The 22902-nt window shown below is 67.7% G+C and carries 21 protein-coding genes and 1 pseudogene; 15 read left to right on the top strand and 7 right to left on the bottom strand.

Annotated elements, in window-relative coordinates; translation table 11 throughout:
* The first annotated feature begins 69 nt into the window (after positions 1-69).
* From OG741_RS01405 to OG741_RS01380, 6 genes are all read left to right on the top strand, one after another.
* Positions 70-1305, top strand: a complete 1236-nt coding sequence (locus OG741_RS01405; protein ID WP_405594249.1) for a PTS transporter subunit EIIC — start codon at positions 70-72, stop codon at positions 1303-1305.
* A gap of 40 nt (positions 1306-1345) precedes the next feature.
* Positions 1346-1612, top strand: coding sequence for an HPr family phosphocarrier protein (locus OG741_RS01400; RefSeq protein WP_405594247.1), 267 nt, complete (start codon positions 1346-1348; stop codon positions 1610-1612).
* Between the two features lie 288 nt (positions 1613-1900).
* Positions 1901-2680: a glucosamine-6-phosphate deaminase gene (gene nagB / locus OG741_RS01395; protein WP_405594245.1), complete on the top strand. Its 780-nt coding sequence runs from the start codon at positions 1901-1903 to the stop codon at positions 2678-2680.
* Complete coding sequence (locus OG741_RS01390) at positions 2680-3696, top strand: ROK family protein (RefSeq protein ID WP_405594243.1); 1017 nt, start codon at positions 2680-2682, stop codon at positions 3694-3696. The genes nagB and OG741_RS01390 overlap by 1 nt, the downstream gene beginning before the upstream one ends.
* Entirely contained in the window at positions 3638-4627 is a 990-nt protein-coding gene (locus OG741_RS01385; protein WP_405594241.1) for a hypothetical protein, read from the top strand. The genes OG741_RS01390 and OG741_RS01385 overlap by 59 nt, the downstream gene beginning before the upstream one ends.
* A gap of 365 nt (positions 4628-4992) precedes the next feature.
* Complete coding sequence (locus OG741_RS01380; protein WP_405594239.1) at positions 4993-5385, top strand: ATP-binding protein; 393 nt, start codon at positions 4993-4995, stop codon at positions 5383-5385.
* Positions 5386-5856: 471 nt separating this feature from the next.
* Here OG741_RS01380 and OG741_RS01375 read toward each other — a convergent pair whose 3' ends face one another.
* Complete coding sequence (locus tag OG741_RS01375) at positions 5857-6768, bottom strand: hypothetical protein (RefSeq protein WP_405594236.1); 912 nt, start codon at positions 6766-6768, stop codon at positions 5857-5859.
* Between the two features lie 351 nt (positions 6769-7119).
* Positions 7120-8310, bottom strand: a complete 1191-nt coding sequence (locus OG741_RS01370; protein WP_405594234.1) for a serine/threonine-protein kinase — start codon at positions 8308-8310, stop codon at positions 7120-7122.
* Between the two features lie 407 nt (positions 8311-8717).
* Between OG741_RS01370 and OG741_RS01365 the strand changes: the two genes are divergently transcribed.
* Both OG741_RS01365 and OG741_RS01360 read left to right on the top strand, forming a co-directional pair.
* Positions 8718-10403, top strand: a complete 1686-nt coding sequence (locus OG741_RS01365; RefSeq protein ID WP_405594232.1) for a penicillin-binding transpeptidase domain-containing protein — start codon at positions 8718-8720, stop codon at positions 10401-10403.
* Positions 10404-11054: 651 nt separating this feature from the next.
* Positions 11055-11408 (top strand): hypothetical protein, encoded by a 354-nt coding sequence (locus tag OG741_RS01360; protein WP_405594230.1) that lies wholly within the window; start codon positions 11055-11057, stop codon positions 11406-11408.
* A 716-nt stretch (positions 11409-12124) separates the two neighbouring features.
* Here the strand turns inward: OG741_RS01360 and OG741_RS01355 are convergent.
* Both OG741_RS01355 and OG741_RS01350 read right to left on the bottom strand, forming a co-directional pair.
* Positions 12125-12514: a VOC family protein gene (locus OG741_RS01355; RefSeq protein ID WP_405594228.1), complete on the bottom strand. Its 390-nt coding sequence runs from the start codon at positions 12512-12514 to the stop codon at positions 12125-12127.
* 107 nt (positions 12515-12621) lie between these two features.
* Positions 12622-12804 (bottom strand): annotated as a pseudogene (locus tag OG741_RS01350) (IS5/IS1182 family transposase); the annotation flags it as partial.
* Between the two features lie 383 nt (positions 12805-13187).
* Between OG741_RS01350 and OG741_RS01345 the strand changes: the two are divergent.
* The 3 genes from OG741_RS01345 to OG741_RS01335 all read left to right on the top strand — a co-directional run bounded on the left by OG741_RS01345 (position 13188) and on the right by OG741_RS01335 (position 16408).
* A complete protein-coding gene (locus OG741_RS01345) occupies positions 13188-14486 on the top strand; it encodes an SLC13 family permease (RefSeq protein WP_405594225.1) in 1299 nt (432 codons plus the stop codon).
* An 85-nt stretch (positions 14487-14571) separates the two neighbouring features.
* On the top strand, positions 14572-14856 hold the full coding sequence (locus tag OG741_RS01340) for a DUF3040 domain-containing protein (RefSeq protein ID WP_405594223.1): 285 nt from the start codon (positions 14572-14574) through the stop codon (positions 14854-14856).
* A 31-nt stretch (positions 14857-14887) separates the two neighbouring features.
* Positions 14888-16408, top strand: a complete 1521-nt coding sequence (locus OG741_RS01335; protein ID WP_405594221.1) for a potassium/proton antiporter — start codon at positions 14888-14890, stop codon at positions 16406-16408.
* Positions 16409-16450: 42 nt separating this feature from the next.
* Here OG741_RS01335 and OG741_RS01330 read toward each other — a convergent pair whose 3' ends face one another.
* Genes OG741_RS01330 through OG741_RS01320 form a run of 3 tightly spaced genes read right to left on the bottom strand, consistent with a single transcriptional unit; the run spans position 16451 to position 18445 of the window.
* The gene (locus tag OG741_RS01330) at positions 16451-16714 is read right to left on the bottom strand and encodes a hypothetical protein (protein ID WP_405594219.1); all 264 of its coding nucleotides are present in this window, start codon (positions 16712-16714) and stop codon (positions 16451-16453) included.
* Positions 16711-17970, bottom strand: coding sequence for a cation:proton antiporter (locus OG741_RS01325; protein WP_405594217.1), 1260 nt, complete (start codon positions 17968-17970; stop codon positions 16711-16713). The genes OG741_RS01330 and OG741_RS01325 overlap by 4 nt, the downstream gene beginning before the upstream one ends.
* A 4-nt stretch (positions 17971-17974) precedes the next feature.
* Positions 17975-18445: a cation:proton antiporter regulatory subunit gene (locus tag OG741_RS01320; protein WP_405594215.1), complete on the bottom strand. Its 471-nt coding sequence runs from the start codon at positions 18443-18445 to the stop codon at positions 17975-17977.
* Positions 18446-18722: 277 nt separating this feature from the next.
* Here OG741_RS01320 and OG741_RS01315 point away from each other — a divergent pair, with 277 nt between their 5' ends.
* The 4 genes from OG741_RS01315 (at position 18723) to OG741_RS01300 (ending at position 22461) form a co-directional block, all read left to right on the top strand.
* Positions 18723-19676 carry a sensor histidine kinase gene (locus OG741_RS01315; RefSeq protein ID WP_405605335.1) on the top strand — a complete coding sequence of 318 codons (954 nt, stop codon included), beginning with the start codon at positions 18723-18725 and terminating at the stop codon, positions 19674-19676.
* The gene (locus tag OG741_RS01310; RefSeq protein ID WP_405594213.1) at positions 19673-20332 is read left to right on the top strand and encodes a response regulator; all 660 of its coding nucleotides are present in this window, start codon (positions 19673-19675) and stop codon (positions 20330-20332) included. Before OG741_RS01315 ends, OG741_RS01310 begins: the two co-directional genes overlap by 4 nt.
* A gap of 73 nt (positions 20333-20405) precedes the next feature.
* Complete coding sequence (locus OG741_RS01305) at positions 20406-20687, top strand: hypothetical protein (RefSeq protein WP_405594211.1); 282 nt, start codon at positions 20406-20408, stop codon at positions 20685-20687.
* A gap of 667 nt (positions 20688-21354) precedes the next feature.
* Positions 21355-22461, top strand: coding sequence for a hypothetical protein (locus tag OG741_RS01300; RefSeq protein WP_405594209.1), 1107 nt, complete (start codon positions 21355-21357; stop codon positions 22459-22461).
* Positions 22462-22902: the final 441 nt, after the last annotated feature.

Here is a 22902-nt window from a genome sequence, read left to right as displayed (position 1 = left end):
TCGCCCGGGGCTGGGCCCCGCCCGGCTCCTCTTGCGCTCCCGCCCTTCCTGCACACCTTTGAGGTCGTCATGAGCCCCAGCACATCCCCCTCCGCCGGCCGCCGCCCGGGCCTGGCGGGCCTGCAGAAACTCGGCCGCAGCCTGATGCTGCCGATCGCCACGCTCCCCGCCGCCGGTCTCCTGCTGCGGCTGGGGCAGGACGACGTCCTCGGCCGGTTCCCCGCACTCCAAGACACCGCACACGTCATTTCCGCCGCCGGCGGTGCGCTGTTCACCCACCTGCCGCTGATCTTCGCTGTCGGCATCGCCATCGGATTCGCGAAGAAGGCAGACGGTTCCACCGCGCTGGCCGCCGTGGTGGGGTACCTCGTCCTGGAGGGCGTCTTCACGGCTATGTCGCCCATCGTCCTCAAGGGCCAGAAGGACCTGGCAGGGGCCCAGGCCGTGGTCAACTTCGGTGTCCTGGGCGGCATCGTCATCGGCCTGCTGGCGGCGATGCTGTGGCAGCGCTTCTACCGCACCACGCTCCCGCCCTATCTGGGCTTCTTCAGCGGACGCCGGCTCGTTCCCATCCTCACGGCCCTGGCCGCTCTCGTTGTCGGCGTTTTGATGAGCCTGATCTATCCGGTGTTCAACGACGGCCTGACCTCAGTCGGCGAAGCCGTTGACGACAACAGCATCGTGGGCGGCGCCATCTACGGCACCGCGAACAAGCTGCTGATCCCCCTCGGCCTGCACCACATCCTCAACTCCGTTGTGTGGTTCATCCTCGGCGACTACAACGGCGCCCACGGCGACCTGAACCGCTTCTTCGCGGGCGACCCGCAGGCCGGCATCTTCATGACCGGCTTCTTCCCCATCATGATGTTCGCTCTTCCGGCCGCAGCTCTGGCCATCTGGCGCGAAGCCCGCCCCGAGCACCGCAAGGCCGTCGGCGGCATCATGCTCTCCGCCGCACTCACCAGCTTCCTCACCGGCATCACCGAACCGATCGAGTTCGCCTTCCTCTTCGTCGCCTGGCCCCTCTACCTCGTGCACGCCGTGCTGACCGGCACCTCCCTCGCCCTGGTCAACGCCCTCGGCATCCACCACGGGTTCACCTTCTCCTCCGGACTCATCGACTACGTCCTCAACTGGGGCAAGGCCACCCATCCCCTGCTGCTGATCCCCATAGGCCTGGCCTACGCCGCCATCTACTACACGCTGTTCCGGTTCGTCATCCGCCGCTGGAACCTGCGCACCCCCGGCCGTGAGGAGGAGAACCCCGATACCACCCAGGAACGCCTGCCCGAACGCGCGGCCTGACAGCAACCTCCCAGACACCTTCAACTCTAAGGAACCGCCCATGGCGCAGCGCGTCGTCTCCATCGGCTCACGCAGCGGACTGCACGCCCGGCCCGCCGCCACCTTCGTCCAGGCCGCCGCCCAGGCGCCAGTCCCCGTGACCATCGCTGTCGACGGCAAGCCCCCGGTCCCCGCCGGCAGCCTGCTGGGCGTCATGACGCTCGGCGCCGGCTACGGCGACCAGGTCACCCTGACCGCAGAGGGAGACCAGGCGGAGGCCGTACTGGAAGAGCTGGCAGACCTGCTGAGCAAGGAGCTCGACGCGTGAGCGCCTACTCCACAACGTCCGGCTACGGCGTCAGCCCGGGGCTGGTGTGCGCACCACTAATCCGCATGACGCCACCGGTCATCACCGACCCCGGCGAAGCACCGGGCGACGATTCCAGACGCGAAGGTACCCCGGTCCGTGACGCACTCGTCCGACTCGCCCCATGCAGCGGTGCAAGCACCTGGCCGCGAGCGCGCTCTACGCCAGGGAACCGGACACAGCACACACAACCGCACAGCGGAACAGTGACGCCCCTCGCCGCAGCGAGCGAACGGCAGGTGGCGTGACATGGAGGTGGTGATCCGCCCCGACGCCGAAGACGCCGGCCGCACCGTCGCCGGCATCATCCACCAGGCGATCGTCGAAGGTACGAAGGCTCTGGGGCTGGCCACGGGCGCCTCGCCCCTGGGCGTCTACCGTGACCTGGTCCGCCGCCACCGGCAGGAGGGCCTGAGTTTCGCCGGCGTCGATGCTTTCCTGCTCGACGAGTATGTCGGGCTCCCGCCCTCCCATCCGCAGTCCTATGCCCAGGTGATTCGCCGCGAGCTGGTCGACCATGTCGACCTCGACCCCGCCCGGGTACACGTCCCCCAGGGCACCGCATCCGACCCGCAGCAAGAGGCCCGCCGTTTCGACAGCGTCCTCACCGCGGCGGGACCGGTCGGCGTGCAGATCCTCGGGATCGGCGTCAACGGCCACATCGGCTTCAACGAGCCGGGCTCGTCCCTCGCCTCTTGCACGCGGCTCAAAACCCTCACCGACGACACCCGACGCGACAACGCACGTTTCTTCGGCGGGATCGAGCAGGTGCCCCGGCATGTCATCACCCAGGGGCTGGCCACGATCGGCGCGGCATCCCATCTCGTACTGATCGCCACCGGCCCGCACAAGGCTCGCGCGGTGGCTGCCGCCATCGAAGGCGCCGTCAGCGCGATGTGCCCCGCTTCCATTCTCCAGTTGCATCCGCATGCCACGGTTGTGGTGGACGAGCTCGCCGCAGGCCGACTGGAACAGCAGGCCTACTACCGGCACATCGCCCAGCACAAGCCCGCCGGTCAGGGGTACTGATGAGCCGCCCGGCCAATGTTGTCGCCATTGACCTCGGCGGCACCACCATCAAGGCCGCGCGGTTCAACGCGCAGGGGGTGACCGAGGAGTCGCTGCGGCTGGCCACCCCTTCCTCCGAGGGGCCCGACGCGGTTGTCGCCGCCGTCGTGCGGACCGCCACTGCTCTCGTCCGTCTCGGCACCCGAGCCGTCGGCGTGTGCGCCCCGGGATTGATCGACGACGCCGCCGGTGTGGTCCGGTTCGCCTCGAATCTCGGATTGCGCGACACGCCACTCGCTGCAGCTGTGGCAGACAGGCTCTGCCTCCCCGTGACACTCGAGCATGATGTCCGGGCAGCGTGTCTGGCTGAGCAGAGGCTCGGACTCGGCACCGGCGTACAGGACCTGCTCGTCGTCGTACTCGGAACGGGCGTGGCCGCGGGGATCGTCAGCAATGGCCAACTCGTACGAGGGACCAGTGGTTTCGCCGGCGAATTCGGCCACATCCCCGTCCACGCGGACGGTGAGCACTGCGCCTGCGGCCAGCACGGCTGCCTGGAGGCCTACCTGTCGGCCAGTGCCCTGGTCCGCCGCTACCGCCGCACCGGAGGCACCGCCGACAACGCAGCCGACATCACGGCACGGTTGAAAACAGACCCGGATGCCGCACAACTGTGGGCCGAGGGAACCGACGCCCTCGGAAGGGCGCTCGTCACCTCGACCGTGCTGCTGGACCACCAGCGCATCGTCCTGGCAGGCGGAATCACCGCGGCCGGAGAAGCACTCACCAACCCCGTCCGACGCGCCCTGCAGCGCGGACTCGCCTGGCGTGCCGCGCCGTCCGTCGACATCTCGCCACTGGGCGTGGATGCGGGACTCCTCGGAGCTGCCTTGCGGGCGACAGAAGCCTCAGGGCTCTCTGGCAGCGACGGCGTTGCGCCACCGGCACGTCGACCTCGGATGAAAGGAGCAGGTCACCGTGTGGCCCCGAAGACGAAATCAGCAACCTCCCCGGCGGCTGAAGCCCGAGCTCGATGACGGGCCGCTGGTCCGCGCCCTGACACATCTGGAAGCGCAGATAGCGGCCCAGGGCAACAACTTGGCCGAGTGCAACGACCGAGGTGCCCTCACCTATCCGATAGAGCAGGCACTTCGGGATCCGGGAGAGGACTGGGACCGGCGGATGCACCGCCTGCTCGTGTTCAGCACTCTTCCCGACGCGCACGTCCTGGCCGGCCAGTGGCGCGCCTGGAGTCCCGCCAGTGCTGACGCCATGCTTCTTCAGGCCTTTGCCGACATCGCCCGAGCGCGGGCGGGCGGCGCAAGCAGCGATCTGGGCGCAACGGTCTCCCTGTGCCGGGATGCCGCCGAGCTGGCGCCGTCGGACCCTGCCCCATGGGTCGGGCTGCTGAGCTACTACCGTCTGCTGCGGGCACCCTGGGCTCAGGTACACCCCATTTGGACGGCCGTGAAGACGCGTGATCCGTGGAACCGGGAGGCTCACTGGCAGATGCTGCACTACGTCTCCCCGGAGGAATGCGGTTCCAACGTCCTGACCGTCCAGTTCACCGACTCGGTCGCTGCCTGCGAGCCCTTGGGTTCCCCCATAGCGGCCATAAGCCTCGTTGCCAGCCTCAACCGGTACCGGAGGGCTCTGTCAGCCGGAGGAATCACGGGGCTGACCGCACGCCGCCACTGGGACCAGCCCCACGAACGCGCCCTGGTCGACAACGCCTTCGCGACCTGGACCCAGCCCGGCTTCCTCAGGCACGCAGCAGCGCTCGCCGACCTGAACCTCCTCACATACGTGCTGACGAAAGCTGCACGCCTAAGAGACGCCTGGCCGGTCTTCGAGGCCACCGCGGCGGTCGCCACCTCCTGGCCCTGGGAACTGGACGGTGACCCACTGACGGAGGTACGGGAGTGGCACTCTCGGGCTTTTAGAGCCAGGAATCAGCGGCCACGGTAACCCTGTGTAGTACCGAAACGCAGCGTGTTCCTATCAGGTGTGACCGCAACCCTGTCGCGGAAGTCCAGCCTCAAAACCGCCTCGGGACGAGGCTGCGCCAAGGCGACTGGATCAGCACCGATAGCCCCATTTAGCCACTAAATCCGCAGAAATTTCGGCGCATCTTTTTCGATATCGAAATTGACAACCTCACTCCGGGTGTCGCAAACTGGTCATATCTGGTAATTACCAGTTTGCTCAGCGGCCGCGACGACCGCTCGCCGCATCCGCGGAAACCCGAGGTTGTGATGACTACTCAAGCACCCCCTGAATCGGCTGGGTCGGTCGAACTGCTCGCGCCGAACAGGCACCGCAGGAATAGGCCCGTGGCAGACGATGAGCGTGACCGGTACCTCGCACTCGCGAGCGCCGATGCCAGAGACGTCGGCCGGATACGGTGCCTCGCGAAGGAATTTCTTTCGGACCTCAAAAACGTATCGCCCACAACACGTGACGATGCCCTGCTCATCATCTCCGAACTCGTCACCAACGCAGTACTCCATGCCCTGCCGCCGGCCGCTCTGCGACTGCGCTGCATCCAGCACCATGTCCTGCGGATCGAAGTCACCGACGGCGGTCCGCGCCCCAATCCACCGCCGAAAACCGACCAATTTGAAGAACACGGCCGCGGCATGATCATCGTTGCCGCCATGGCGGTGCGGTGCGGCACGATCACCCACGCAGTCGGATCCACCAGCTGGGCGGAGCTGAACCCCTGATGGGCGGGCAGCCAGCCCCGGCAGACCGGCAAAATCGACCACCCGGTCAACAGGCGCGTCGCCTGGAAGGTTTACCGGTAACTGCTGATCACGGCGCACCAGCAGCCCGGAGACCCGATCGTGCTTCAGGTCCACCGCCAGGGCGAGCCGGTTGTCGGCGGCCTTGGGCCGTGGCAGCACCGCCAGGGCACGGCGTAGCTGAACCGTTGGCGAATTGGGTCAGGGGTCCGAGGGTGGGGCCGTGCTACTGAGTTTCGCCGCTCAATGTCGCGGGGTGGTGCGAACCGAGCTGCGCAAAGAGGCTTTCAGCAGGTGGCATCACTCAGAGAGCATTAGCTGCCCGTTGCTGGTCGGGCAGCCTGCGGCGCCGCGTCCAGCTCTACCTGGCCGGTCGCCCGACCGCACATGAGGCCGAACGTCTACTCAATCCTGATTTGGCCCTGGTCGGAGTTTGCCGCCCAGGGCCAGAACTCATCCACCAGTCGGTGGGCCTGCAGCTTGCAGCGTCGCCGGCGGCGTTGTGCGGGCTGGCCAGCTTCGCGCGTCGCCGATGCCGTACACGAGGGCGAGGATGATGCCCAGCAGCAGGAACGGCGCGGAGAAGAAGCTCCACAAGGCGGCTGGCAAGACAGTCCCGGTTGCCGAGCCGCGTAGGGGGCGGTCCAGGGCGATGACGCCGATCGGGTCGCCGGGCTGCCGGTTGCCGCAGTAGCGGCTGGTCTCGTGCCGACCGCCGTCCCAGGGGTCCGTCCAGGTAATCAGGCAGGTGTCTGCGGCACCGTGTCCGGTCGTTGCGACGTGGGCGGTGGCCGGGCGGCCCAAACCGTAGACGAAAGCGACTGGCAGCAGCAGGGCAGCACCCACCAGGAGGAGGGCGACGGGCTCGCCGCCCAGGAAACGCCAGAGTGGCGACCCTGCCCGAGCTGGAGCATGTGGAGCGCTCTCCTGCACTGCCGGAGCCGTGGTGATCATCGCCAGCAGGGTCCGTGAGTGCGGCGTGGGCACCCAGATCCGGACGGCACCGCCCTCTGGCACAGGTAGATAGTCGACCTCCCGATGCCCCCACATGCCGCCGCTGCCGCCCCACTTCACCTTGCTCACCTGCTGCACGGTGCCGCCGCACGCCAGCCGCAGGGCCGCGCGCCCGTACGGCCGGAATTCCACGACGCCCGCCTGGGGCAGCAGCCGCACGCGTCCGCGGACGAAGCGCCGGGGGTAGGGCGGCGCGAAGCCATGCAGCCTGCACCAGATCCGGACCTCGTGCCCCGCGGCGGCTCTCCGCGCCATCCAACGGCCCCATACCGCCATCGCCAGACCAACGAGCAGCAACCAGCCCAGCGCGAGAAGTGGGCCGCTGCCGGACGGCAGCCACGTGAATTCCATGACGGCATACATACAGCCTGACCTGCTCGTGACGACAGGCGCGGGAACAAGCATGATCGCCGGAGCGTGGCTGCGAGAACCCGGCAACGAGGCCTATCCCCTACAAAAGCGGCCCGACGGGAGGTACGGCGCAGCCTCGCCCCACGCTGCCCGCCTTTCGGACACGGCTCACCACGCAACCTCTTATCGCCGCACCACCCGCCGGCTGCGGCTGCGCGCGGAGGCGGCGGGCTCCGCTCACTAATGATCTCTGTGTGATGCCACCCGCTGAAAGCCCGTTTACGCAGTTCAGTTCGCATCACTCCGCGACATTGCGCGGCGAAACTCAGTAAGCGCGTCCGTCTGCCCCCCTCAGTCCTTCCCGCCCTTCCCTCCGCCCTTCTTCGGAGGCTCTTCCTTCTCTTCTTCGTCCTTGCCGTCATCGAAGGAGGATGACGACAGGTCGGGAGAAGGCGTGGCCGACGGGGCGCCCGGGAGGCGAGCCTCACTGGGGGGCGTAGAGGTGGAGGGCACCGTGCTGCCCGGCGAAGGAGAGGTGGGAACGGCGTCGCCGGAATTCACAGAAGCACCAATGACCGCTGCCACGGCGAACGCGACCGCTCCGGCGACACCGATCACGGCTTTGGACGGCGTCCCGGTGGGCCGGGAACGCGAGGGTCGAAGCGGTCGCGCAGGGGCTGGGGGGATGGGAGGGAAGGCCTGGGGCGCCGTGCTGGTCGGCGGCGCCTGGTCCGAGTGCGCTTCCACGGCGAGCCAGCCCGCTGCCTGCTCGGCGGTCGGGCGTTGCGCCGGGTCCTTGGCCAGCAGGAGCAGGAGGTGGTCAGCCAGTGATCGCGGTATCTCGGGGCGCAGATGGTCGGGCGGGACGGGGGCGGCATGGACGTGCTGCTGGACGACGGCCGGTGTGTTCTCACCGCGGAAAGGGGGGCGGCCGGTGAGTAGTTCGTACAGCACGCAGCCCAGTGCGTAGACGTCCGAGGCGGGCACGGCGGGGCTTCCCACGGCGCGTTCGGGTGCCAGGTAGGAGCCGGTGCCCAGGATCTTGCCGGTGGCGGTGAAGGTGTGGGACGCGTCGTCGGCGAAGCGCGCGATCCCGAAGTCGGTGATCTTCACGATGCGGTCGGTGGTGAGCATGATGTTGCCGGGCTTGATGTCGCGGTGGATCACGCCTTGAAGGTGCGCCGCGGACAAGCCTGCCGCCATCTGAGCGCCGATCGCTCCGGCCTCCTGGGGATCCAGGAGCCCGTGCACGGCCAGTTCCTGGGCCAGGCTCCAGCCATCGACCAGCTCCATCACCAGGTAGAACCGGCCGTCGTGGCAGCCGGAGTCGTACATGCTGACCACGTGGGGGTGGTTGAGGCGGGCCGCAGTCTGCGCCTCCATCCGGAGCCGCTCGGCCGCCGCGTCGCCATCGTCCGCGCGGAGCAGCTTCACCGCCACCGGCCGGCCCAGCGCTTGGTCGGTGGCGCGCCAGACCTCGCCCATGGCACCGCGCCCCAGAGGCTCGTCCAGCCGGTACCGCTCCGCAACCAGCACACCCACACTCGCCCTCCGACCGCGGCGACGCCGACAGGCGCAGCCAGCCAATGTGACATGGGAGCTTCCGGCGGCATAGCCGGCCCCGCACTCCTGCCACACCACGCAGAAGAGCAAGGGGCAGGCAGACGACGGGGGGACGCCCGGCCTGCCCCTTGCATGGATGCCCGCACGGGGGGAACGGGCACCACACCCGACCTTGCGCAGTCGGGCTCTTTTCATAACTGCGCGGGGAGCGCTGTTAACGTCACACCCTCCGCGCCGACGGGGCAGATGATGGTGCGGCCTGCTGGCGCGAAGCCGACCTGGTGGCCGTGCTGCGGGCGGGGGCTGAGGGGTTGACCCTGGCCGCGCCGCCCCTAGGGTGGGGCCTCCGGTGAGGAGCCTGGGGAGCGGGGGACAGCGGAGGACTTGTGGGCAAGAGAAGGCGCGCCGCGCGCAGCAGAACGAACCCCGCCGTGATCGGCGGGGTGGTCGCGGTGGTCGTGGGCGGTGCGGGGTTCGCCGGGTACAGCATGTACAGCGGCGACGCGGCGGGCGAGGACAGCACATCCAATCGCCCTGCGAAGACCCTCACAGCAGGCCCGGTGAAGGCCGCGGAGGTCCAGGCCACGGCCGACGGGTTCCTCACCGCCTGGCAGCGGGGCGACGCCGCGAAGGCCTCGGCGTTCACGGACCGGACAGCGGCGGCACGGGCCGCGCTGTCCGGGTACCGCAAGGACGCGCACATCGACGAGGTGACGCTGACCCGCGGCAAGGCGTCCGGGCCGAAGGTGACGTTCAGGGTCTCGGCCACGGTCTCGTACAAGGGAAAGAGCAAGCCCCTCACCTACGGCTCCGAGCTCACAGTCGTCCGGGCCGAGGACGGCAAACCGCTCGTCCACTGGCAGCCGTCCGTCGTGCACCCGGACCTCAAAGAGAATGACACGCTGGTCACAGACGGGGCCGGGGACCCGCCGGTCAAGGCAGTGGACCGGAACGGCGCGGAGCTCACCACGGCGAAATACCCCTCGCTCGGCACCGTCCTGGACAACCTGCGGGAAAAGTACGGCAGAAAGGCCGGGGGTAAGGCAGGAATCGAACTGCGGGTGGTCCGCGGGGACAGCGCGAAAAAGAGTGAGCATCGCGCGGAGGAGAGCCTGGACCAGCCCCCCAGCAAGACGCTGCTGACGCTGTCCAAGGGCATACCCGGAACGCTGCGGACCACGCTCAGCGCGACCGCCCAGACGGTCGCCGAGCGCGAAGTGGGCGAACGCGAGCGGGCATCCGTCGTCGTCATGAAGCCGTCGACGGGCGAGATCCTCGCCGCGGCCAATTCGGGCCATGGCTACAACACGGCGCTCCAGGGGTCCCTGGCGCCCGGTTCCACGATGAAGATCGTGACTGCGTCGATGCTGCTGGAGAAGGACCTCACGTCGATCGACAAGCAGCATCCGTGCCCCAAGTACGCGTCGTACGGCGGCTGGAAGTTCCAGAACGTGGAGAACTTCGAGATCAAGAACGGTACGTTCCGTTCGAGCTTCGCGGCGTCCTGCAACACCGCCTTCATCACGCAGGCGGGGAAGCTCGACGACGACGATCTGACCAAGCAGGCCCAGCAGGTCTTCGGGCTGGGCCTGAACGACTGGTCGACAGGGGTGTCGAGCTTCGACGGCGCGGTGCCGGTGCAGAGCAACGCACAGATGGCGTCATCGCTCATCGGGCAGGGCGGGGTACGGATGAACCCGCTCAATGTCGCGTCCATCATCTCGACGGCCAAGACCGGCATCTTCCGGCAGCCGTATCTGGTCTCGCCCGACGTCGACGACCGGTCGCTCGCGACGGCCCAGCGCAAGCTGGACGCGTCCGCGCAGACGCAGCTGCACGAACTGCTGAGCTACACCGCGACGTCAGGCTCCGCCGCCGAGGCCATGGCGGGCCTGGGCCCGGACATCGGAGGCAAGACGGGCTCGGCCGAGGTCGACGGCCAGAAGAAGCCCAACGGCTGGTTCACCGCGTGGCGCGGCGACCTGGCCGCGGCGGCGGTGGTGCAACAGGGCGGGCGCGGAGGCAAGTCAGCGGGGCCGCTGGTGGCAGCGGTACTTCGGTCGGCTGGCTGACGCCCGCGGCGCCGTACAGGCGGCGCTGGCCTGCGGCCTGCCCGAGGCGGAGCTTGAGGCTGCGCGGGCGGGGCAGGCGAGTCTGCCGGATGTGTTCTGGGGGCAATTGAGCTGGGTGCGGCGGTGGCTGCGGTCGGGCCAGGGCCTCGACCACCTGCGAGATCAGAGATCAGCGGACCAGCGGCGTTCAGACGCTTGTTGGCTGCAGCTCCTGCACACCCGCCCCGATCATCACGATGCGCATACATCCCCCGGGGATGGGCGCCATGACCCCGCCCAGGGTCACTCCCAACAGCGCGCCGCACGTCAGAAGTGTCACGGGTGGACGGAGATGGTCGCGAGACCGACACCCTTATGAAGGCACGCACTTGTCGCCATCATGGCTTGGTCGCGAATCGCGCACATACCGGGCCGGGGGCCGTGATGGCAGCTCGAGCAACCTCCTCCATTTCATCCGGAAAAGTGTCCTGGCGCGCGAATATTTGGGTAAGTGCCTGAATAGGCAGCCATATTTGGGTCATCGCGGACGGCGGTGTAACACGGAAGCGCATGCGGAACGCAGAAGCAGGCATAAGCGGGGCGACGACTCGGGCTGAATTTCGACACCTGGAGCGACCGCGCCGACATGGCACTACGTCGATCGGATTTCCTGTGAGCAACATCGACCCGGTTCCCGGATATCAGACGCACAACCAGCCCTCGGGCCCGGACCGCTCCGCGCGCAACCAGGCCGCCGCACGGCGCACGGCTCTCACCGTCTGCACGATCGCCGACATCGCGGCAGGTCTGCTTGGCCTGTGGATCCTGTTGTTCCTGCTCGATGCGAACCAAGCGAATGTGTTCGTCGAGTTCGTGCGGGGAACGGCGGACTGGCTGGCCTGGTGGTCGCAGGACATTTTCACGATGGACACAGAGGGTCTACGAGTTGTCCTCAATTATGGTCTCCCGGCTGTCATGTATTTGCTGATCGGCCATGGGATCGCTGCCCGGCTCAACCGAGCCTGACAGCGGACCGGCCTTTATCGATCGCCACACACCGCTGCCGCCAGCGCCTTCCTCGCCGAGGACCCTGCAGGGACGTGACGGCAGCCGAAGGGCCGACTGTGACACGCACCTCCACTCAAAACGATCACCTGCCGATCTGTGAAGACCTGGTACGCGAACGCGGTGACGCCGTTGCCGAAGCTCAACTGGCGGCCGAGCACACGCAGCATGAGGCAGCGGAACTACCGACCGGACGGGATGCGGCCCAGCAAGCCCATCGCCGGGACGACGACACCAGAGCCGCTGCGGGTGGTCAGCCGGAGTAGAGCGGGTCGCTGCCGTAGGCGAACTCGGCGCGGATACGTCCGTCTGTCCCCCCTGCTCCCGCCGCCGTATGGCGTGCGGCCGAAACGGATCGGAGTTCGCCAGCCATGTGTCAGCCGCGAGCAACGGCCCCAGCCGATGGAAGGGACAGGAGGCAGAGCCCGTGAGTCCCCGCTACGAAGGCCAAGTCCTGCTGCACCACATCGGCCGGTGGTGGGCCCCTTAGACACCGTGTCACTTGGCGCCGGTGATGGCTTATGGGTCCTCTGTCAGCGTTCGGTGCCAACCACGGGGGGCATGCTCCCCGCCGGGCGGCGGGCAGGTAGTCGCAGGGCACGGCCGCGAGCACTTCGGGCACAAGCAGCGGTTGAGGGCCGCGCCCCGCGCTGGGGTGCGGCCCTCGGCACATGTGCTTACGAGGTCCAGCCGCCGTACGGCACGGTGATGAGTTCCATGGCGTGGCCCACCGGGTCCATGAAGTACACGCCGCGGCCGCCGTCGTTGTGGTTGATCGTGCCGGGCTGTTGCTGGCGCGGGTCGGCGTAGTGCTCGATGCCGCGCTGTGTGATCTGCGCGTACGCCGCGTCGAACTCCTCTTCTGAGATCAAGAAGGCGTAGTGCTGGGGAGTGATCTTGTCCGCGGGGATCGTGGCGAAGTCCAGCGTGACGCCGTTGCTCAGTTCGACCGCGATGAACGGGCCCCACTCGGCGGTGATTTCAAGGCCCAGCAGGTCCGCGAAGCACTCTGCGGACTCCCTGTTGTCCCGGGCGTGGACGATCGTGTGGTTCAACTCAACTGTCAAGGAATGCCTCCGAGGGCATCTCCTGACACCTCCATGCCTCACCCAGCCGGTGATCGACACGTGATGTCGCGGTAGATCCTAGTCGCTGTTGTCTATGAAGTGAGTCGGCGGCAGCGGAGCCATCTGCGCAGGTGGTCGTAGTCGTAGCCCTTGTCCGCATGGAGCTTGGCCGGACGCCGACGACGCGGGCCGCGTCGGGAGCGGACGGGCGGGATCCCACGCACCAGTGGTTTCAGGCCGAGGCTGTCGTACATGTTGGCACCGGAGATGCCCAGCGACAGGGGCAATCCGCTCCATGCATCTGGGCGAGGAGTACCGAAGGAACTCGAAGGTGGGACTTTCGAATCCGAGCAATGCCGTGCACATTCCGGCGTGCAGACGTCTCCGTAACCTCTGGAGATTGCTGTCCGGCGGCAGCGTCACGTCCTGGCTAAAGATGGGTGTTGGACCCGATGGTCCGCGCTTGGTGCTGCGGGTGATGGTGGGGTTGAGGAACACCCCTACGGCTCCATCCGGCTGCTGTATTGAGGAGTGTCGCGGCGGGCTGGTGCTGTGTGTTCACGGCCACGGCACGAACGGAGTCCGCGCCGATGACTACTCCAGGGCCCCGCACGTATCTGCATCCATACCGCTCACTCGTTCATCCGGTCTGTAACTGTGGGGCGAGTGCGCCGTGAGTGTCACGGCGTGGCTGACGGTCGCTGTGTTCGCCACCGTCTACGTGCTGATCGCGACCGAGCGGGTGCATCGGGTCACCGCGGCGCTCGGGGGCGCGGTGGTGATGCTGGTGCTCGGGGCGACGAGCCCCGAGCACGCGTTCTTCTCGGACGTGACCGGCATCGACTGGAACGTCATCTTCCTGCTGCTGGGGATGATGCTGGTCGTCGCGGTGCTCAAGCGGACCGGGTTGTTCGAGTTCGTGGCGATCTGGGCGGTGAAGCGGGCCCGGGGTCGGCCCTACCGGCTGATGGTGCTGCTCATCCTGGCTACGGCGTTCCTCTCCGCCTGGCTGGACAACGTCACGACGGTGCTGTTGATCGCCCCCGTCACCATCGTGGTGTGCCGGCGGCTCGGCGTTCCTGTCGTTCCGTACCTGATCGCTGAGGTGATGGCCTGCAACATCGGCGGTGCCGCCACACTGATCGGCGACCCGCCCAACATCATGATCGGCTCACGGGCCGGATTGTCCTTCAACGACTTCCTGCTGCACATGGCACCGATCGCGACGCTGCTGGTCCTGGTCTTCGCCGTGATGAGCCGGTGGCTGTTCCGCTCCGCGTTCCGCTACGACCCCAAGCGCGCGAAGCAGATCATGGAGATGCGTGAACGGGACGCCATCACGGACACCCGGCTCCTGGCCGTCAGCGGCGTGGTCATCACGATCGTGATGGTCTGCTTCGTCCTGCACACCACCCTGCACCTGGAGCCCTCGGTTGTCGCCATCTCCGGCGGCCTCGTTCTCCTGGCCGTCTCCCGGCTGAACGCCAGGGAGGTGGTCGCCGATGTGGAGTGGGAGACGCTGGCGTTCTTCACGGGGCTGTTCGTCATGGTCGGTGCGATGGTGCAGACCGGGATCATCACCGACCTGGGTGAGGCAGCGGCCCGGGCCACCGAGGGCCAGGTGTTCGGCGCCTCGATGGCCCTGCTCTTCGGCTCGGTGGTGCCCTCGGCCGTCATCGACAACATCCCCTTCGTCGCTTCGGTCAGCCCGATCGTGTCCGAGATCGTCGAATCCTCCGGCGGGCTCAAGGAAGCCGGGGTGCTCTGGTGGGCGTTCGCGCTCGGCGCGGACCTCGGCGGCAACGCCACGATCATCGCCTCCTCGGCCAATGTCGTCGTCGTGGGCATCGCCGACCGCAGCGGGTACCACATCTCCTTCTGGCAGTTCAGCCGCTACGGCCTCGTCGTCACCGCCGTCACGATCGCCATCTCGGGCCTGTACGTGTGGCTGCGCTACTTCGCCCTGGCCTGATGCCCCAGGGAAGCAAGAGCCGTGCCAACCTGCGCACCGCACGCGAGAGACAGGACGGGCCGCCCCGGGGGGGCGAGGAGGAGAGATGTCGCATTCGGACGACGAGAAGATCGCGGACCTGGAAGCCAGGCTCTGGCATGACGATCCCCGCTTCGCCCGGGCACTGGGCTCGGGCCGCCCCCGCCGGCCACGTGAGTACCGGCGGGGACGTGCCTGGCTGACGCTGACCCTTGCCATCGCAGTGCTGGTGGTGGGCGCCGTCCTGGCACAGGGGCTGCTGCTGGCGGCCGGCCTCGTCATGGCCGGAGCCGCCGTGAGCCTTTTCGACCCCGCCCGCCGCCGGCGCCGGGCTCAGCCGCCGAAGCCCTGATCCTGCCCAGGCGAGAGCGAGGACTCCTGCCATGACTCTTCAGCAGCTGTATCTGGTCCTGCTGATCGGCGGCGCCGTGCTGATGGCCAGCATCGCCGCCGCCCGCGCCGCCCACCGCATCGGCCTGCCCAGCCTTCTGCTGTTCCTCACCGTCGGTGTCATCCTCGGCGAGGACGTGATCGGCCTGGAGTTCGACGACGCCCAGCTCGCCCAGTCCCTCGGCACCGCGGGCCTTGCCGTCATCCTCGTCGAGGGCGGACTGACCACTCAATGGGCCGATGTCCGGCGGCTGCTGGCCCCAGCGGGAGTGCTGGCGACCGCGGGAGTGGCCGTCTCGGTCGCCGTAACGGCTGCCGGAGCCCATCTGCTGCTCGGCATGGACTGGCACTTGGCGCTGCTGCTCGGCGCGATCGTCTCCTCCACCGATGCAGCGGCAGTCTTCGCAGTACTGCGCGCCTTGCCATTGCCGCAGAAGGTCACCGGATTGCTGGAGGCCGAGTCGGGATTCAACGACGCCCCGACCATCATCCTGGTACTGGTCTTCTCCACCGCCGCCGCTGACCTGCCAAGTCCCGTGTCCATCACCGGGAATGTGCTCTACCAGCTCGTGGTCGGCGGGGTGCTCGGTCTTCTGATCGGCCGGGTGGGGGTCGCCGCGCTGCGGCACATCGCACTGCCCGCCACCGGCCTCTACCCGCTCGCCACCGTCGGTTTCGGGATCATCGCGTTCGCCGCGGCCGGCGCCGTAAACGCCAGCGGCATCATCGCCGCCTACCTGTCCGGGCTGGTCCTGGGCAACTCGAACCTCCCGCACCGGGCCGCGACCCGCTCCTTCGCCGAGGGCACCGGATGGCTCGCCCAGATCGGCCTGTTCGTCATGCTCGGCCTGCTCGTCGACCCGAGCGAGCTGCCCTCTGCGGTCCTGCCCGCCCTCGCGGTCGGGCTGGTTCTGCTCCTCCTCGCGCGGCCGGTCTCCGTCGCGGCCTGCCTGTTGCCCTTCCGTACGCCATGGCGTGAGCAGGCGTTCATCTCCTGGGCCGGACTGCGTGGCGCGGTGCCCATCGTGCTGGCCACGTTCCCGATCGTGGCCGCGGTCGACGGAGCCCGGCATCTGCTGAACATCGTCTTCGTCCTGGTCGTCATCTTCACCCTGGTCCAGGGCCCGACCCTTCCTGCCGTTGCCCGCCGGCTCGGGCTGACCCGGCCGGGCGCGCTGCGCGAGATCCAGGTCGAGAGCGCGCCCCTGGATATTCTGGACGCCGATCTGCTGACCGTCGCCATCCCGCCCGGCTCACGCCTCCACGGCGTCGCGGTCTTCGAACTGCGGCTGCCGCCACCAGCCGTGATTACCCTCATCGTGCGCGACGGCACCACCCTTGTACCGCGCCCCGACACCGTGCTCAGGGCGGGAGACGAGCTTCTCCTCGTCACAACCCCTGCCTCCCGCATGCCCACCGAGCAACGCCTGAGAGCCATCGGACGCCGCGGCAAACTCGCCCGTTGGCTCGGCGAACACGGACATCCCGAAACCGCGCCCAACAGTCGTCTGTGAGAGGGGCTGTCGCGTGCTGCCCTTGCCCGGGGCGGATGAGTTTCAGCGCCCCTGGGGCCACGCCCCGGAAGCCACCCGCCAGGTCAGGTACATCACGCTCACCGGCCACAGGGCAATCAGCACAGTGAGCGTGAGTGCACTGGAGGCGGGATGCCGTTCGACGTCGGCTTTCCACGCCTTCGAGCGAAGCAGCATCGCGGGAAGGTTCCTGGCCAGGCCAATGACACCACCGAGGTAGACGGCCAGAACAGCCAGCAGCAGGACAAGATCCCTGCTGAAGAGCGCCGCCCAGGCACCGTCGCTCATACGTGACCGGCTGTGCCTTGATCGTCCGCGGTCCCCACGGACTCCCGCGACGCGGGGGCGGGAACTGCGGCCCCGGCCTGCTGCTGAGGGGCCGCGGGTGTGCGGCGGCGGGTGACGTACGCGGCGATCGGCTCGGTGTAGCGGGCCGTGAGGGGGCCGATCACGACCATGATCAGGACGTATGCGGTGGCGAACGGGCCCATCGCCGGTTGGATGCCGGCGCTGACGGCGAGGCCGGCGATGACGATGGAGAATTCGCCCCGTGCCACCAGGGTGCCGCCGGCGCGCCATCGTCCCTTGATGCCGACCCCGGCCCGGTTGGCGGCCCAGTAGCCGGTCGCGATCTTGGTAAGTGCGGTGACCACTGCCAGGGCCAGGGCGGGCAGCAGAACCGGCGGGATGCTGGCCGGGTCGGTGTGCAGACCGAAGAATACGAAGAAGACCGCCGCGAACAGATCTCGTAGCGGGCTGAGCAGTGTGTGGGTGCCTTCGGCGACCTCCCCTGACAGGGCGATGCCGACGAGGAAGGCGCCAACTGCTGCGGAGACTTGGAGTTGCTGGGCGATGCCGGCGACCAGCAGTGTCAGGCCGAGGACGACGAGCAGCAGTTTCTCGGGGTCGTCGCTGGAGACGAAGCGGGAGATCACCCGGCCGTAGCGGACCGCGACGAAGAGCACGGCTCCTGCCACGGCGAGAGCGATCGCCAGCGTCACACTGCCCGCGGCGAGGCTCATTCCGGCCACCAGGGCGGTGATGATCGGCAGATAGACGGCCATCGCCAGGTCCTCGAGGACCAGGATGCTGAGGATCACAGGCGTCTCGCGGTTTCCGAGCCGGCCGAGGTCTCCGAGGACCTTGGCGATGACACCGGAGGATGAGATCCAGGTGACCCCGGCCAGGACCACGGCGGCCACCGGGCCCCAGCCAAGCAGCAGCGCCGCCGCCGCTCCTGGCAGTGCATTGAGGGTGAAGTCGACCAGTCCGGCCGGGTACTGGGTCTTGAGGTTGGAGACAAGGTCGCTGGCGGTGTACTCCAGGCCCAGCATCAGAAGCAGGAGGATGACGCCGATCTCGGCACCGATCGCGACGAACTCCTCGCTTGCTCCCAGGGGCAGCAGACCGCCTTCGCCGAAGGCGAGGCCCGCCAGCAGATACAGCGGTATCGGTGAGAAGTGGAGCCGGCCCGCGAGCCTGCCGAGCAGGCCGAGGCCAAGGATGATCGCACCGAACTCGATCAGGAAGACAGCGGAGTGCACCCGGTCACTCCCGTCCGAGTATCGCCGCGGCCGCGTCGACACCTTCGCGGGTGCCGATGACGATCAGAATGTCCCCGCCGGCGAGGCGGAAGTCTGGCGCAGGAGAGGGAATTGCCTGGGCCCGGCGCAGTACGGCGACGATCGACGCCCCGGTCTCGGTCCGCATCCGCGTCTCTCCAAGGACCCGCCCGTTCCAGTACGAGTGCCCGGACAGCTCGATCCGTTCGGCGACCAGCCCCAGATCGGTGGTGTGCAGCACGTTCGGGCTGTGGTGGGCGGGCATCAGCGCGTCGATCAGTGACGCCGTCTCCGCTCCCGTCAGATGCAGGGACTGCGCGCACGCGTCCGGGTCGTCGGCCCGGTAGACGTTGACCGTCCGTGACCCATCGCGGTGCGCGATCACCGACAGATGGCGGTGCTCACGCGTTGTGAGGTCGTATTGGACACCGATGCCGGGCAGTGGTGTCGTTCTCATCCGCGGAGTGGGCACGACCCGTCCCTCCTTCTCGTCGTACACGTTTCACGTCCCACTGGGCGGTGCAGATGGGTGCGATCACCGGCCCCAGAGCCGCCATGCTGCCATCTGGATATACGGCAGGGATATGGGTGTCACCACGGATGGACAGCACCCTCAGGCTCCGGTCAGGCTTGGACGGGGACATAGGTCCCGCCGCAGGTCACAGGGTGGATGCGGCCAGCACGATGCCAGGGCGGCGATAGTGGGAGTGAAGCCCACCGAGGAAGGCAGGACCATGTCGCTGTACTGGCGGATCCTCCTGCTCAACGCCGCCGTGCTAGTCGTCGCCGTCCTGTTGCTACTCGGTCCCGTCACGGTCTCCACGCCCGTGCTGCCGGGCGAGGCCCTGGTGCTGGGCGCCGGTCTGATTGCGATGCTGGTCGCCAACGCCGTCCTGCTGCGGATCGGGCTCGCGCCGCTGCAGCGGCTGAGCCGGGCGATGATCACCGCTGACCTCCTTCGCCCCGGCAGTCGACTCGCAGTGAGCGGACCGGGCGAGATGGCCGAACTGACCAAAACGTTCAACAAGATGCTCGACCGCCTCGAAGCCGAGCGCGCCGCCAGCAGCGCCCGGGTGCTCTCAGCACAGGAAGCCGAACGGCACCGCATCGCGCAGGAGCTCCACGACGAGATCGGGCAGACCCTTACGGCTGTCCTGCTCCAGCTGAAGCACTCCGCTGACCAGGCGCCGGCCGCCTTGCGGGACGAACTCGGCCAGGTGCAGGAAGCCACTCGCGCAAGCTTGGACGAGATCCGCCGCATCGCCCGCAGGCTTCGCCCCGGCGTTCTGGAAGAGCTTGGGCTGCACAGCGCGCTGAGGTCTTTGGCTGCCGAATTCACCACACGCGGCCTGTCCGCCCGTGCCTACATCAGTCCTGGCCTCCCGCCACAGAGCGAAGAGGCTGAACTGGTCCTGTACCGGGTGGCGCAGGAAGGGCTGACCAACGTCGCCCGCCACGCCGGCGCTCGTGCGGTGGAGGTTCACCTGAGCTGCGGGCCCGCAGGCGGTATCGGGCTGCTGATCCGTGACAACGGTCAGGGCATTGGTCAGGCTCCGGAGGGTGCTGGAATCCGCGGAATGCGTGAACGGGCCCTGCTCATCGGAGCCGAACTGACCATCCGTCCCGGGCCGTCCGGTGGCACTGATGTGCTTCTGGACGTGCCCGAGGCGAAGGGGGCCCACTCATGACCACGCCCGCGAAGACCCGCATCCTGCTCGCCGACGACCACGCACTCGTACGCCGTGGTGTCCGGCTCATCCTCGACAACGAACCCGACCTCACCGTCGTCGCCGAGGCCGACAACGGCGCCGAGGCCATCGTCCAGGCCCGCACCGAGCAGATAGACCTGGCCATTCTCGACATCGCTATGCCCCGCCAGACCGGACTGCAGGCCGCCCGCGAACTGTCCCGCCTCCAGCCGGACCTGCGGATCCTGATCCTGACGATGTACGACAACGAGCAGTATTTCTTCGAAGCTCTCAAGGTCGGGGCCAGCGGCTACGTACTGAAATCCGTTGCCGACCGCGACCTCGTCGAAGCATGCAGGGCAGCCATACGCGACGAGCCGTTCATCTACCCCGGCGCAGAAACCACCCTCATCCGCAAATACCTCGACCTGGCCCAGCAGGGCGATCCCCTCCCCGCCAGGGCTATCACCAACCGCGAGGAAGAGATCCTCAAGCTGGTTGCCGAAGGTCACACCTCGAAGGAAATCGGCGACCTCCTCGTCATCAGCACCAAGACCGTCGAACGCCACCGCGCCAACCTGCTCCAGAAGTTGGGTATGCGTGACCGCCTGGAACTCACCCGCTACGCGATCCGCTCAGGCCTGATCGAGCCGTAACCCACGCCACACACACGACCGGCACAAGGCCCCGCCGAAGCGTCCCCAACCATCACCGCCGAGAGTGCCCAGCATGCCGATCATCGCCCTGCTCTTGCTCCTGCTCCTGGTCCTGTTTCTCACCGCCTTCAGGTACACGCTCAAGGTCACCCGCATACGTGACATCCCCCCATGGCGCAGATACTTGCCCCTCGCTCTCCTCCTGATCGCGACCGCCGCGAGCCTCCAGCGCGCCGTCGACAATCCGGAAGTGGCGAACATGATCGCCTTCCCCTTGAACATCGCAGCCGTCGGCCTGTCCCTGCGCGAGATCCGCAACTACCAAGCCCGCACGACGACATCCCAACCCGCCTGATCAATAACAGACACGCGCTCCAAGGGCGCGCGGGCTCGGGGCCACGGCAGCGGGAGGCTTCTTTGTCCGAGCAGGGCAGCCAACCGGGCCAGCCTGGCGGACCCTCACCGACGCCCTCACCAACACCCGCGACGACTACCTCGCCCGCGACGAACAGCACCGCCAGGAACGCGAAGCCGCCCGCGTCATCGAGGATCTGGCGGTCCGGGACGAGTTGGAGCGCTGGCAGGAGTCGTGGGAGTGCCGGTCCTGCGGTACGGACGTCACGCCTGACACGGTGGGCGAGGACGGCTACCAGCCAGCGGAAGGCGGGCGGTGCCCGACGTGCGAGCGAGTCCACCGCGATCTCCGGGCGGAGCGAGCAGCCGCGGACGACGCTGCCCACAGCAATGGAATCAATCCTCGCCCGTCTCCGCGCCCGAAGGCCAATAGAGACTGCCCTGAGCCGAACGCCACGCCGGCACCACCGGTCACGGCCGTCCTTCACGCTTCTTGGGATCGGGCTACCGGTGCTTCGAGCGCCCCCGATTCGCGCTCTGCCCCGTCATGTCGGGTCCGCGACACGGTGGATGCAACCTGGGGCGGAATCCCTCATTCAGCCGCCATGAAGGTGGCCGATCCGGTCCCCGGTGTGAGGCGGTCAAGGCAAATGGCAACACTTCAGCCTGTGTTCGTCGACTGGACGTCCCGCAACGATGAACGGACCGAGGCGACTGGAACCCTGGGCGGTGCTTCGGTGACGCTCGCCGGGCCCCTGGGTGCCGCTTACCTGCAGGAGGACTGGACGGAATTCGGGTTGGCGTACTTCACCCCGCCGCTGCCCGCCTCGGACATGATCGAAATGGTCGGTCTCTTTGAAGGCAGTGCGCTCGAAGTCAGTTTCCGTCCACCGGTGAAGAATCCCGTCTTCCACCTGGGATCGCTCGCCTCCGAGCTGGAGTTCCTGGAGCTTCCGTCGGGTACACGCCTCGACCGGCTCAGCGGCGACGATCACTTTGAGGTCGACGGCAACAAGGTCAAGGGCCAGTTTGCGGATCCTGTCCCCAATCCCGACGGGAGCCTTGGGCCCAGTGACTCCAACGGCAGCGTTCGCCTTCGCGGGCGGGAGCCCGTCTCTTCGATCAGGTTCACCCTGAAGCCGACCTACAGCGGCGGCTCGCCCGACGGCGTACACCTCCAGATCGGCGGGACGGTAGAGCAGCCTGTGTTCGTCGACTGGACGTCCCGCAACGACGAGCGCACCACGGCCGAGGGAACCCTGGACCGCCGCACTTCGGTGACGCTCGCCGGGCCCCTGGGTGCCGCTTACCTGCAGGAGGACTGGACGGAATTCGGGTTGGCGTACTTCACCCCGCCGCTGCCCGCCTCGGACATGATCGAAATGGTCGGTCTCTTTGAAGGCAGTGCGCTCGAAGTCAGTTTCCGTCCACCGGTGAAGAATCCCGTCTTCCACCTGGGATCGCTCGCCTCCGAGCTGGAGTTCCTGGAGCTTCCGTCGGGTACGCGCGTCGAACGGCTCAGCGGCGACGATCACTTTGAGGTCGACGGCAACAAGGTCAAGGGCCAGTTTGCGGATCCTGTCCCCAATCCCGACGGGAGCCTTGGGCCCAGTGACTCCAACGGCAGCGTTCGCCTTCGCGGGCGGGAGCCCGTCTCTTCGATCAGGTTCACCCTGAAGCCGACCTACACCGCCGGCTCGCCCGACGGCGTACACCTCCAGATCGGCGGGACGCCGTTGCCGAACACATCTCCAACCGAGACGGCTACCGCCTGAGCCGATCTCGACAACGAACCGCGACAACAATGCAGGCCAGTTGAGCAGTTGTCGGCTCGCCAACGGCGTCCAGCTCGAAAAGAGTCTGGGACGCCACGGGTAGCTGCCGGACCGGGGGTGCACCTGGGGAGCCTGGGCACGACCGCGTCCTGGGCCGGCCGCCTCACGCCAACGGGTGCCCAAGCGCCCTGGAGCTGCTGGCTCCAGGGCGCACGTCGGGGTGTTATGCGAATTGGGCGTTCATGCGGTCGATGAACTCACCGAAGCTCTCCCGGAGTTCAGCCGTCGGCCCTCATCGTCATCGATCTCGCGAACCCACACACGCTCCGCCGTCACGCGCTGGCGAAACGTTGTCATGCAGGCGTCAGGCGCCATTCAGAAGCCGTTTCTGCGAAAGTAACGGGCGTCGTGGCCGATGGCGGGATCCCAGGCAGGTGATGA

Origin of the sequence: Streptomyces sp. NBC_01410 (assembly GCF_045040195.1) — a bacterium.
In the GTDB taxonomy this organism is placed as follows: Bacteria; Actinomycetota; Actinomycetes; order Streptomycetales; family Streptomycetaceae; genus Streptomyces.
This window is presented reverse-complemented; position numbering and strand designations above follow the sequence as displayed.

Coding starts and splice junctions, on each gene's coding strand:
- OG741_RS01330 (WP_405594219.1), bottom strand. CDS start 16,714: ATGAGCGACGGTGCCTGGGCGGCGCTCTTCAGCAGGGATCTTGTCCTG.
- OG741_RS01305 (WP_405594211.1), top strand. CDS start 20,406: ATGCCGATCATCGCCCTGCTCTTGCTCCTGCTCCTGGTCCTGTTTCTC.
- OG741_RS01310 (WP_405594213.1), top strand. CDS start 19,673: ATGACCACGCCCGCGAAGACCCGCATCCTGCTCGCCGACGACCACGCA.
- OG741_RS01375 (WP_405594236.1), bottom strand. CDS start 6,768: ATGGAATTCACGTGGCTGCCGTCCGGCAGCGGCCCACTTCTCGCGCTG.
- OG741_RS01405 (WP_405594249.1), top strand. CDS start 70: ATGAGCCCCAGCACATCCCCCTCCGCCGGCCGCCGCCCGGGCCTGGCG.
- OG741_RS01390 (WP_405594243.1), top strand. CDS start 2,680: ATGAGCCGCCCGGCCAATGTTGTCGCCATTGACCTCGGCGGCACCACC.
- OG741_RS01340 (WP_405594223.1), top strand. CDS start 14,572: ATGTCGCATTCGGACGACGAGAAGATCGCGGACCTGGAAGCCAGGCTC.
- OG741_RS01335 (WP_405594221.1), top strand. CDS start 14,888: ATGACTCTTCAGCAGCTGTATCTGGTCCTGCTGATCGGCGGCGCCGTG.
- OG741_RS01320 (WP_405594215.1), bottom strand. CDS start 18,445: ATGAGAACGACACCACTGCCCGGCATCGGTGTCCAATACGACCTCACA.
- OG741_RS01315 (WP_405605335.1), top strand. CDS start 18,723: ATGTCGCTGTACTGGCGGATCCTCCTGCTCAACGCCGCCGTGCTAGTC.
- nagB (WP_405594245.1), top strand. CDS start 1,901: ATGGAGGTGGTGATCCGCCCCGACGCCGAAGACGCCGGCCGCACCGTC.
- OG741_RS01400 (WP_405594247.1), top strand. CDS start 1,346: ATGGCGCAGCGCGTCGTCTCCATCGGCTCACGCAGCGGACTGCACGCC.